This window comes from Flavobacterium cyanobacteriorum (assembly GCF_002251835.1).
GTDB lineage: Bacteria > Bacteroidota > Bacteroidia > Flavobacteriales > Flavobacteriaceae > Flavobacterium > Flavobacterium cyanobacteriorum.
In genome coordinates, this window is record NZ_NOXV01000304.1 from 43,261 (window position 1) to 55,173 (window position 11,913).

General features: G+C 41.7%; 12 protein-coding genes. All 12 read left to right on the plus strand.

Annotated features, from left to right (window positions below; all coding sequences use genetic code 11):
- The first annotated feature begins 3 nt into the window (after positions 1-3).
- The 12 genes from CHU92_RS14550 (at position 4) to CHU92_RS14605 (ending at position 11,906) form a co-directional block, all read left to right on the plus strand.
- Positions 4-987 carry an SDR family oxidoreductase gene (locus CHU92_RS14550; RefSeq protein WP_094416832.1) on the plus strand — a complete coding sequence of 328 codons (984 nt, stop codon included), beginning with the start codon at positions 4-6 and terminating at the stop codon, positions 985-987.
- A 25-nt stretch (positions 988-1,012) separates the two neighbouring features.
- Entirely contained in the window at positions 1,013-2,284 is a 1,272-nt protein-coding gene (locus tag CHU92_RS14555) for a nucleotide sugar dehydrogenase (RefSeq protein ID WP_094416834.1), read from the plus strand.
- A 40-nt stretch (positions 2,285-2,324) separates the two neighbouring features.
- Positions 2,325-3,722, plus strand: a complete 1,398-nt coding sequence (locus tag CHU92_RS14560; RefSeq protein WP_094416836.1) for a UDP-glucose 6-dehydrogenase — start codon at positions 2,325-2,327, stop codon at positions 3,720-3,722.
- 76 nt (positions 3,723-3,798) lie between these two features.
- Positions 3,799-4,305, plus strand: a complete 507-nt coding sequence (locus CHU92_RS14565; RefSeq protein ID WP_243389617.1) for a UpxY family transcription antiterminator — start codon at positions 3,799-3,801, stop codon at positions 4,303-4,305.
- Positions 4,306-4,326: 21 nt separating this feature from the next.
- Entirely contained in the window at positions 4,327-5,328 is a 1,002-nt protein-coding gene (locus tag CHU92_RS14570; protein ID WP_094416837.1) for a mannose-1-phosphate guanylyltransferase, read from the plus strand.
- Positions 5,329-5,407: 79 nt separating this feature from the next.
- Positions 5,408-6,406: an NAD-dependent 4,6-dehydratase LegB gene (locus CHU92_RS14575; RefSeq protein WP_094416941.1), complete on the plus strand. Its 999-nt coding sequence runs from the start codon at positions 5,408-5,410 to the stop codon at positions 6,404-6,406.
- The gene (locus CHU92_RS14580; protein WP_094416839.1) at positions 6,399-7,541 is read left to right on the plus strand and encodes a LegC family aminotransferase; all 1,143 of its coding nucleotides are present in this window, start codon (positions 6,399-6,401) and stop codon (positions 7,539-7,541) included. The genes CHU92_RS14575 and CHU92_RS14580 overlap by 8 nt, the downstream gene beginning before the upstream one ends.
- The gene (locus CHU92_RS14585) at positions 7,531-8,154 is read left to right on the plus strand and encodes an acetyltransferase (RefSeq protein WP_094416841.1); all 624 of its coding nucleotides are present in this window, start codon (positions 7,531-7,533) and stop codon (positions 8,152-8,154) included. The genes CHU92_RS14580 and CHU92_RS14585 overlap by 11 nt, the downstream gene beginning before the upstream one ends.
- Before the next feature lie 3 nt (positions 8,155-8,157).
- Positions 8,158-9,180: an N-acetylneuraminate synthase gene (neuB, locus tag CHU92_RS14590; RefSeq protein ID WP_094416843.1), complete on the plus strand. Its 1,023-nt coding sequence runs from the start codon at positions 8,158-8,160 to the stop codon at positions 9,178-9,180.
- On the plus strand, positions 9,177-10,337 hold the full coding sequence (neuC, locus tag CHU92_RS14595; RefSeq protein WP_094416845.1) for a UDP-N-acetylglucosamine 2-epimerase: 1,161 nt from the start codon (positions 9,177-9,179) through the stop codon (positions 10,335-10,337). Before neuB ends, neuC begins: the two co-directional genes overlap by 4 nt.
- Positions 10,334-11,218: a formyltransferase family protein gene (locus tag CHU92_RS14600; RefSeq protein WP_094416847.1), complete on the plus strand. Its 885-nt coding sequence runs from the start codon at positions 10,334-10,336 to the stop codon at positions 11,216-11,218. Before neuC ends, CHU92_RS14600 begins: the two co-directional genes overlap by 4 nt.
- Before the next feature lie 16 nt (positions 11,219-11,234).
- Positions 11,235-11,906: a PIG-L deacetylase family protein gene (locus tag CHU92_RS14605; RefSeq protein WP_094416849.1), complete on the plus strand. Its 672-nt coding sequence runs from the start codon at positions 11,235-11,237 to the stop codon at positions 11,904-11,906.
- Positions 11,907-11,913: the final 7 nt, after the last annotated feature.

Below are 11,913 nucleotides of genomic sequence, written 5' to 3' on the forward strand. Positions count from 1 at the left end.
TTGATGCAGGATAATTCCAATACAAAAATCCTTATTACGGGCGGCGCAGGATTTATTGGCTCAAATTTGTGCGATTATTTTTTAGGCAAAGGTTATAAAGTGACATGCCTTGATAATTTTGCCACGGGACACAGAAAGAATATTGAACATCATTTGTCTGACAGCAATTTCACGCTAATTGAGGGCGACATTCGCAGCCTTGCCGATTGTGAAAAAGCCGTGGAGGGCGCGCAGTATGTACTTCACCAGGCAGCCTTAGGCTCGGTGCCCCGCTCTATAAAAGACCCTGCAACCAGCAATGATGTTAATGTGGGCGGATTTCTTAACATGCTCATCGCCTCAAGAAATGCCGGCATAAAACGGTTTGTTTACGCGGCAAGCTCATCAACCTATGGTGACTCTGAATCGCTTCCAAAAGTAGAGGATACAATCGGCAGGCCCCTTTCTCCTTACGCCATTACCAAATATGTAAATGAACTTTATGCCGATGTCTTCAGCAAAACATACGGTATTGAAACTATAGGGCTCCGCTATTTCAACGTTTTTGGAAGGCGCCAGGATCCAAACGGCGCCTACGCTGCCGTTATACCAAAATTTGTAATGCAGTTCATGAAGTATGAGAGCCCGGTTATCAATGGTGACGGCAATTATTCACGTGATTTTACCTACATTGACAATGTGATACAAATGAATGAGCTTGCTATGGTTACTGATAACCCACAGGCAGTTAATACCGTGTACAATACGGCATTTGGCGACCGCACCACACTCAATGATTTAATAAAGTATCTAAAACAATATTTAACCCGTTTCGACCCTGCTATTGCAAAGGTTGAGGTTATGTATGGCCCTGTAAGAACTGGCGATATACCACATTCCCTTGCGAGTATTGATAAGGCCAAGAATCTATTAGGCTATAGTCCGCAATACTCACTCTCGGCAGGTCTTGAACAGGCTGTTAAGTGGTATTGGGAAAATTTAAAATAAAATTTTGAACACCTTATTATAGTATATGAAAATAGCATTAATAGGATTAGGATATGTAGGGCTGCCTTTAGCGAGGTTATTTGCTACCAAATATCCTGTTATAGGGTTTGATATCAACCAGGCAAGAGTTGATGAACTCAATGCCGGGAAAGACAGTACGCTTGAGGTTGAAGATAGCCTGCTAAAGTCTGTGCTTGTTGATGCCCCTTCAAAGGAAAAAGGCCTTTTCTGCTCTACTGATATTGATGATATTAGGGACTGCAATTACTATGTGGTGACGGTTCCAACACCTGTAGACAAAAATAACAGGCCCGACCTTACACCGCTTTACAAATCAAGTGAAACGGTGGGTAAAGTACTTAAGAAAGGTGATATTGTAATTTATGAATCTACCGTATATCCCGGTGTCACAGAGGAAGAGTGTGTACCGGTACTCGAGCGTGTGAGTGGCCTGAAATTTAATATAGATTTTTTTGCAGGGTATTCGCCTGAAAGGATTAACCCCGGCGATAAAGAACATACCGTGGAAAAGATACTTAAAGTTACTGCAGGATCTACACCGGAAATAGGGCAGAAAGTGGATGCCCTGTATAAATCGGTAATTACCGCGGGTACCCACCTGGCCCCAACCATAAAAGTAGCCGAGGCAGCAAAGGTTATTGAAAATTCACAGCGCGATATTAATATTGCTTTTGTAAATGAACTTTCAAAAATATTCAACTGTATGGGTATCGATACACATGCCGTCCTGGAAGCCGCAGGCACAAAATGGAATTTCCTTCCGTTTAGGCCGGGCCTTGTAGGAGGGCATTGCATAGGTGTAGATCCGTATTATCTGGCCCAGAAAGCACAGGAAGTGGGTTATCACCCGGAAATTATCCTTGCTGGCAGGCGGCTTAATGACAGTATGGGCGAATATGTCGCATCCCAGGTTGTCAAACTAATGATAAGGAAAGGGATTATTGTAAACGGGTCTAAAATATTGATGCTCGGCATTACATTCAAAGAAAATTGTCCTGATGTGCGCAATACTAAAATTGTTGATGTAATTAAATCGCTCAAAGAATACGGAATCACAGTATCCGTTTACGATCCTTGGGCAAACCCGGCTGAGGTCATGCATGAATATGCCCTTGAAACTTTTAATAATCTTCCTTTTGATACTTTTGATGCTATTGTACTTGGAGTGGCACATAAAGAATTTGCCACACTTGATTTTGCGGCCTTAAAAAAAGCCAACAGTGTTGTTTATGATGTCAAAGGAATACTGGGAGCTAAAGCGGATGGCAGGCTGTAAAACTGCCAAAAACATAATTATTTAAACATAGTAATTTTAAATGAAGATAAAAAATATATGCTGCATAGGTGCGGGGTATGTGGGAGGGCCTACCATGGCAGTCATTGCCCATAAATGCCCGGATGTTAAGGTTACAATTGTTGACCTGAACAAAGAACGTATTGCCGCGTGGAATGATAAGGATGTGGCTAATATACCGGTATATGAGCCGGGGCTTTCGGAAATTGTGGCATCGGCAAGGGGCAAAAACCTTTTCTTTTCTACTGATGTAGAAAAAGCCATAGACGAAGCAGAAATGATATTCATCTCTGTTAATACACCTACCAAAACCTATGGACTGGGCAAGGGTATGGCAGCTGACCTTAAAAATATTGAGCTTTGTGCCCGGCAGATTGCGGCCGTTGCCAAGACAGACAAAATAGTCGTAGAGAAATCAACCCTGCCGGTACGTACTGCAGAAGCCTTAAGAAGCATACTCGACAATACGGGTAATGGAGTAAAGTTCCAGATATTGTCAAACCCGGAATTTTTGGCTGAAGGGACAGCCGTAACCGACCTCCTGGATCCGGACCGGGTACTGATTGGTGGCGATACCGACACTGAGGGACAGGAAGCCATTGAAGCATTGGTGCAGATATATGCCAACTGGATACCCCGCGAGCGGATACTGACTACTAATGTATGGTCATCAGAACTTTCAAAGCTCACCGCAAACGCGTTTCTTGCCCAAAGGGTGTCATCCATCAATGCTATTTCAGAATTATGCGAAAAAACAGGCGCTGATGTAAATGAAGTAGCGCGCGCTATAGGGATGGACAGCCGCATAGGGCCAAAATTTCTCAAAGCATCGGTAGGCTTCGGCGGGTCATGCTTCCAGAAAGATATCCTTAACCTGGTTTACATTGCCAAAAATTATGGCTTACATGAAGTAGCGGATTACTGGGAGCAGGTCATCATCATGAACGACCACCAAAAAAGGCGTTTTGCAGCCAATATTGTAAGGACACTTTACAATACTGTTTCAGGTAAAAAAATAGCTTTTTTAGGGTGGGCATTTAAAAAAGATACCAATGACACCAGGGAATCAGCCGCAATATACGTAGCCGATGACTTGCTTAAAGAGCAGGCAAATATTGCTGTTTATGACCCTAAGGTCGAAGAGGGTGCTGTGCTTTATGACCTTAATTATTTGCACACGCGCAGTGCTGAAGACAACCGAAAAGGTGTTAAAGCCTATGCGGACCCTTATGAAGCCTGTCATGATGCCCATGCTATTGCAGTACTGACGGAATGGGACGAGTTCAGGGAATATGACTGGCAGAGGATATATAATAATATGAAAAAGCCGGCCTTTGTTTTTGACGGAAGGAACGTGCTTGATGCTGAACGGATGATGAAAATAGGATTTGTTTTTTGCGGGGTGGGCAAAGCCTACTAAGCGGCTATTTTCATACTGATAAATGGAATGACGTGGGTTAGTACATTGTAAAAAATGTGACTGACCGGGCGAAGCCATGAGTATAGCAGAAATAAAAAATAAAATAAGTATGCCCTGGTATGTGCTATATACAAACCCAAGAGCTGAAAAAAAAGTAGCAGCACAACTTACAGCATTAGGCATGGACGTTTATTGCCCGTTAGTCACTAAAGTCCAGCAATGGTCTGACAGGAAGAAGAAAATAAAAACACCCCTTTTTACCTCATATGTATTTATAAATATTGATGAGCAGCATCGGGATAAGGTTTTTTCTATAAAGGGCGTAGCCAGGTACCTTTACTGGCTGGGCAAGCCTGCGGTGGTACGCGATGAAGAAATTGCGGAGATTAAGAAATGGCTGGCAACGGATTATCTTGATGTTAAAATGGACAATTACAGCAAAGGAGATGAAGTGGAAATCAAGGAAGGGCCGTTTAAGAATTTTAAAGGTATAGTACAGGAAATTGGCAATACTACAATTCGGCTTGCATTGCCTTCTATTGGTATAATTTTAACGTTGAAGTATAGCAAATTACCCTCCTGAAGGGGTAAATCCTAAATTATCATGAGCAATATTTTGCATGTTATCCTGACTGGGGGGGTAGGAAGCAGGTTATGGCCACTGTCCCGGAAGAGTAAGCCAAAACAATATCTTAACCTCTTTCAGGGAAAATCACTTTTTGAAATGACCCTTGAGAGGAATTTCGGTATTGCTTCGGATGTGGTTGTGGTAGGGAATACAGATAACCGCATACTTTCAGAAGAGGCGCTGGAGAAAGCCGGTGTAAGCCATTACCATGAAATTGTAGAATCTACACCCCGAAATACAGCCGCAGCTATTGCGTTCGCTGCATTTGAAGCAGAAAGTAATGACATACTTGTGGTGACACCTTCTGACCATATTATAAACGGTATCGACGGGTACAGGAAAACAATACTGGAGGCTATAGGCCTTGCCAGCGAAGGCTATCTTGTTACTTTTGGTATCAACCCCTTACGGCCTGAAACAGGGTATGGCTATATTGAATATTCCGGTAACGATGTAGTGGCTTTTCATGAGAAGCCTGACCTTGACAGGGCGAAGCAGTTTTTAACTACAGGAAGGTTTTTATGGAACAGCGGTATGTTCTGCTTCAAGGCAGGAATATTCCTTGAAGAACTTAAGCAATTTGAGCCGGAGATATACGAAGCTTCAAAGAAAGCATGGGAAAATATGAATGATGGCGTTCTGGACCTTGAACTGTCTCTAAAAATACCATCACAAAGCGTGGATTATGCGGTAATGGAACGCAGCAAGCGTATTAAGGTCATTCCGGCATCATTTGACTGGAGCGACCTGGGCTCATTTGAAGCCATATACGATTACCTTAAGGATATGGGCCATACGGTTGATGAGCATGGCAATATGATTATTGGTACCGATAAATATACAGTGTTTCTGGGGCTTAAGAATACCATATTCATCAGCACGGACGATGCCAACCTCATCCTTAACAAAGAAAATGCCCAGGATGTAAAGAAAATATACGCACTGCTTGAGCAGGCAAATTCTCATCTTTTAAATTAAAAATAACTTTAATATTAAACTTTGGCATTAATCATTTTAACAAAATGAAAAATTTGCAGTTTATCATTATACTATGAATATGGAGCTACAAGGTAAAAAAGTATTGCTTACCGGTGCCGATGGTTTTATCGGAAGCCATCTTGCTGAAAGGCTTTTAGCAGAAGGATGCCAGGTGAGGGCTTTTGTATATTATAATTCTTTTAACTCATGGGGATGGTTGGACACCCTGCCAAAAGAAACCCGCGACAGATTTGAAATATTTGCAGGTGATATCCGTGACCCTAACGGTGTAAGGACAGCCATCAAGGATATTGATGTAGTTTTTCACCTGGCTGCGTTAATAGCTATCCCTTTTAGTTACCATTCGCCTGATTCTTATATTGATACAAATGTAAAAGGTACGCTAAATATTATACAGGCTGCAAAAGACCTTAACGTTTCACGTGTACTGGTTACATCTACATCAGAAGTATATGGTACGGCACAGTTTGTACCTATCACGGAGGAGCATCCCAAGCAGCCGCAATCTCCTTATTCAGCATCTAAAATCGGGGCCGACTGTATTGCAGACTCTTTCTACAGGAGCTTCGACCTGCCGCTTACCATTGTGAGGCCATTTAATACCTACGGGCCCAGGCAGTCGGCAAGGGCGGTAATACCTACAATAATTACCCAGCTTTTGAGCGGGATGGAAGAAATAAAGCTGGGCGATATAACTCCAACCCGCGATCTCCTGTTTGTAAAAGATACTGCCAATGGCTTTGTTGAAATTGCTAAATGCGGTGCACTTATTGGACATGAAGTAAACATTGCCACGCAAAGTGAAATTTCGGTGGGCGACCTTGCCCTGGAAATGATCAGCCAAATCAACCCAAATGCAAGGATAGTTTCAGATGAGCAAAGGCTAAGGCCGGCAAAAAGCGAAGTATTCAGGTTATTCGGATCAAACGAAAAGCTTAAGCAATTTACGCCATGGCAGCAAAACTATACTTTGCAGCAGGGTATAGCCGAAACCATTGAATGGTTTAAAAAAGAAGAAAACTTAAGTAGGTATAAAGCTGATATATACAATGTCTAAGTATCCTGAAGTAATACAATTTATACAGGAAGCCTATGGCACTAAAGAATTTATACCGCTTCATGCCCCACATTTCGGAGGCAACGAAAAAAAATACCTTAACGATACTATTGATACAACATTTGTATCATCAGTTGGGGCCTATGTAGACCGTTTTGAGGTTATGATGGCCGAAATAAGCCAGGCACGGAAAGCAGTTGCCTTGGTAAATGGTACTGCCGGTATACAGGTAGCTTTGAGGCTTGCGGGGGTAAAGCAGGGCGATGAGGTGCTTACACAGGCGCTCACTTTTGTTGCCACTGCAAATGCTATAGCATATAATGGCGCTACACCTGTTTTTATAGATGTTGACCACGATACTATGGGCCTGTCGCCCAAGGCTGTCGAAGAATTCCTGGAAGAATTTGGTGAGCTGAGGGAGGATGGCTGTTATAATAAAAGTACAGGTAAAAAAATAGCCGCCTGTGTACCCATGCACACCTTCGGTTTTCCTGTACATATGGATGGACTGCTTGCCGTGTGTAGCAAATGGCGCATACCGGTAGTGGAAGATGCCGCCGAATCTCTGGGCAGTGAATACAAAGGAAAGCCTACAGGCAGCCTGGGTAAACTTGGCGTGTTTTCCTTTAACGGTAATAAAATTGTTACCTGTGGCGGTGGCGGGGCAATAGTTACTAATGATGTAAAACTTGGAGAAAAGGCCAAATACCTTACCACCACAGCCAAAATCCCCCACCCGTATGAATACGTGCACGATGAGCTGGGCTATAATTTCAGGATGCCCAATCTGAATGCGGCGCTTGCCTGTGCACAGCTGGAGCAGCTGCGGCGGTTCCTCGACAACAAAAGGTCGCTCGCCAAGGAATATGCCTCTTATTTTAGTTCAAACGGGATCAAATTCAGGACAGAGACTGAAGATACAAAAGCTAATTACTGGCTTATGTGCGTGGAGCTGGAAAATAAGCAGGAACGCGACCTCTTCCTCAAGATGACAAATGAAGCTAAAGTAATGACCCGCCCTATATGGCAGCTGATGTTCAGGCTTCCCATGTATCAAAATTGCCGGAAAGACAGCCAGCAAAACGCTCTTTTTCTGGAGGAAAGGATTGTAAACATCCCCAGCAGTGTCAGATAAAGAAGTAATACTTGCAGGATATTCAGGTCATGGCTTTGTCGTTGCGGAAACAGCACTGGCTGCCGCAATGAATGTAAAATATTATGCCGAATTTAATGCCTTGCCTGTAAATCCTTTTGAACTTGCATACCTTGGTTTTGAAGGCGATGCACTTTTTTCGGGGTGGCAAATGGACTGTGATTATATACTTGGCATAGGCGACAATTGTATAAGATATAAAGTAGCCAGATTAATAGAAGATAAAGGCAAATTATTGGTAAATGTTATACATCCTTCTGCTTCCCTGGCCGCCAAAATTTCTTTGGGAAAAGGAAATTTTATTGCACGGAATGTTGCCATAAACCCACTCGCTTTGCTGGGTAACTATTGTATATTTAATACAGGGTGTATAATAGAGCACGAATGTATAGTGCAGGATGGTGCGCACATAGCTCCAGGCGCGGTCCTGGCAGGAAATGTATCAATAGGAGAACGCACTTTTATTGGAGCAAACGCAGTAGTAAAACAGGGGGTCAAAATAGGAAAAGACGTTATCGTAGGAGCCGGGTCGGTGGTAGTAAAAGATGTTCCGGACAACGTAACCCTCTTCGGTAATCCCGCCAAAATAAAGTAAGTAATGGAAAAAGTTTTAATAATTGCTGAAGCAGGAGTCAACCATAATGGTGATCTTGAGCTTGCAAAACAATTAGTAGACGCCGCGGCTGAGGCAAAAGCTGATTATGTGAAATTCCAGACATTTAAAGCTGATAAAATTGTTAGCAAGAATGCACAAAAGGCAGATTACCAAATTAAAAACATAAACGACAACGATAATTCGCAATATGCAATGCTCAAAAAATTGGAAATGCCCGATGATTGGCATTATCAGCTATTAGAGTATGCACAATCAAAAAATATAAAATTTCTTTCTACAGGCTTTGATCAAGAAAGCATTGACTTTCTTGACAAGCTTGGTGTTGATTTGTATAAAATACCTTCAGGGGAAATTACAAATAAGCGGTACCTGCAACATATTGCCCGCAAGAATAAAGAAATTATCATTTCTACCGGGATGGCTACGCTTGATGAAATAAAACAGGCTGTGAATATAATTGCTGAAGCCGGGACTCCTAAAGAAAAAATATCCGTTTTACACTGCAATACAGAGTACCCAACCCCTATGAAGGATGTTAACCTTAAAGCAATGAACCGGATAGGTAAAGAACTGGGGGTTACCATAGGATATTCTGACCATACACTTGGTATAGAAGTGCCCATAGCTGCTGTGGCATTGGGGGCAAAAATCATCGAGAAGCATTTTACTATTGACAGGAATCTTCCCGGGCCTGACCATCTGGCCTCACTGGAACCTGCTGAATTAAAGCAAATGGTAACCTCAATACGCAATATTGAGCAGGCCATATCCGGAAATGGCAGTAAGGAACCAAGTGAATCTGAAAAAAAGAACATAGCCATAGTAAGGAAAAGCCTTCACTTTAATAAAAATCTCGATGCCGGCCATGTATTGAGAGAGGAAGATCTTATAGCCATTCGTCCCGGTACAGGCGTGAGTCCTTTGAGTATTGACGATTTCATAGGGAAAAAATTAAATACCGCGGTTACAGCAAATACGCCTGTGTTTGAAAATTATTTTCTATGAGAAAAGTTTGTGTAGTAACGGGTACAAGGGCAGAGTACGGCCTGCTATACTGGACGATGAAGGCGCTTCAGGATGATCCTGAAGTACAATTAGATGTTTGTGTTACAGGAATGCATTTATCGCCGGAATTTGGATTGACATACAGGAAAATTATTGAAGACGGTTTTACTATAAATGAGAAAGTCGAAATTTTGCTGTCTTCTGACACATCAATAGGTGTTTCAAAAAGCATAGGTTTAGGCGTAATTAGTTTTGCTGAAGTTTTTGACAGGATTAAGCCGGATATAATACTTGTATTAGGCGACCGTTTTGAAATATTTGCAGCATGTACTGCTGCCATGATAGCTAAAATTCCCATAGCACACTGTCATGGAGGCGAAGCAACCGAAGGTTTGATAGATGAGGCTATAAGGCATTCGGTAACTAAAATGTCCCACATACACTTTACGAGTACACAAGAATACAGGAACAGGGTAATACAACTGGGTGAGCAGCCCGGTAATGTACATAATGTAGGTGCGCTAGGAATTGAAAACATTAACAGGCTCAAGCTTTTAAATAAGGAGGCTTTTGAAGAATCGATTAGTTTTAAGCTCAATAAAAAGAACTTTTTAATTACCTATCATCCTGTTACATTAGATCATTCATCTGCCGGACAACAATTTAATGAACTGCTCAAAGCATTGGATAAAATTGAAAATGCCACTTTAATATTCACTAAACCCAATGCAGATACCGATGGCCGGATAATCATTGAAATGATTGATGAATATGTTTCTAAAAACAGCGATAAAGCCGTGGCATTTACATCACTGGGGCAGTTACGTTACCTATCGGCAATACAGTACATGGATGCCGTTATAGGCAATTCATCAAGCGGCCTTATTGAGGTGCCATCCTTTAAAGTGCCTACCATCAACATTGGCGACAGGCAGCAGGGCAGGGTTAAGGCAGCATCAGTTATAGATTGTGATGCCGATGAGTCATCAATATCAGGGAGCATTAATAAAGCATTATCAAATGGCTTTAAAGAAGAAATTAAGGCATCGGAAAATCCATACGGGACAAGAAATTCTTCTGAAGATATAGTACAAGTGTTGAAAACCTGTAGTTTAGACAATATAGTTAAAAAGAAATTTTATAACATAGTTAAATGAGAATAATATTTATAGGGTCGGTGATTTTTTCAGCAAAGGCACTTGAAAAATTACTTTCTGTGAATGCCAATATCGTGGGTATAGTAACTAAGGAGGAATCCGCTTTTAACAGCGATTTCTTTGACCTTGCCACAATAGCAAAAAAGCATGGCATACCTTATAACTATGTAAACAATATAAACAGTGCAGAAAGTATTGAATGGATGGGTGCATTACAGCCCGATGTTATATTCTGCTTTGGCTGGTCTAACCTCATTAAAAAGCAGGTTTTGGAAATGTCGCGACTGGGGGTAATAGGTTTTCATCCGTCTCTTCTTCCTGATAATAAAGGCAGGCATCCGCTTATATGGGCAAAAGTACTGGGCTTGCCAAAAACGGGTTCTACTTTTTTCTTTATGGATGAGGGTGCTGATACAGGCGATATATTGTCCCAGCGTGAATTTGTAATTGACTTTAATGATGATGCGGGTTCACTTTATGATAAAATGACAGCTACCGCGCTTGAGCAAATAGTTGATTTTCATGAAACGCTTAAGAATAATACATACAAAAGGACAAAACAGGATCCTTTAGCCGGAAATAACTGGAGAAAGAGAGGCATGAAAGACGGCCTTATTGATTTCAGGATGACGACCGAGACTATCTGTAACCTTGTACGCGGTCTTACAAGGCCATATGCCGGTGCCCACGCTGATTATAAGACAGAAGCCATTAAGGTGTGGAAAGCAGAGCCGGGAAATTTTACAAACGATAATATAGAACCTGGCAAAGTCTTGCAAACACAAGAGGCCAGTATTGAAGTAAAAACAGGAAATGGCTCCATATGGCTTATAGAACATGAATTTACAGAACTGCCCGAAGCAGGCACATATATAATTTAAAGCACAGCTATACTGCATGAAAAATGTGATAGTAATTTCTGCTCATCCTGATGACGAAACACTTGGCGTGGGTGGTACAATGTTAAAGCATATTGCTAATGGTGATAAGGTTTACTGGCTTATTATAACAAATGTTTTTGAGGAGCAGGGCTTTACAAAAGAAAGGGTTGAAAGCAGGCAGGAGGAGATAAGAAAAGTGGAAAGAATGTTTGGCATTACAAAAACATTTATGCTGAACTATCCTACCATGACATTATCTTCATCGAGTGTAATAAAAATGGTGCCCCAAATTTCCAAAGTTTTTATGGAGGTGAAGCCTGAAATTATTTACAGCCTGAACAGGTCTGACGCCCACTCTGACCACCGGGTAATTTTTGATGCAACAATTGCGTGTACTAAATCATTCCGCTATCCTTTCATCAAACAAATTTTAATGTATGAATGCATTAGCGAAACTGAGTTTGCACCTGCCCTCCACGAAAAAGCATTTATACCAAATTACTACGTGGATATTACGGATTATCTGGACAAAAAGCTTGAGATAATGAAAGTATTTGAATCAGAAATTGCCCCCGCTCCTTTCCCCCGTTCGCTGGAAAACATAAGAGCCTTGGCGCATTTTAGGGGAGCAAGCGCAGGGGTACATTATGCCGAAGCATTTCAATTACTTAAATTTATAGATAAATAATATTAAC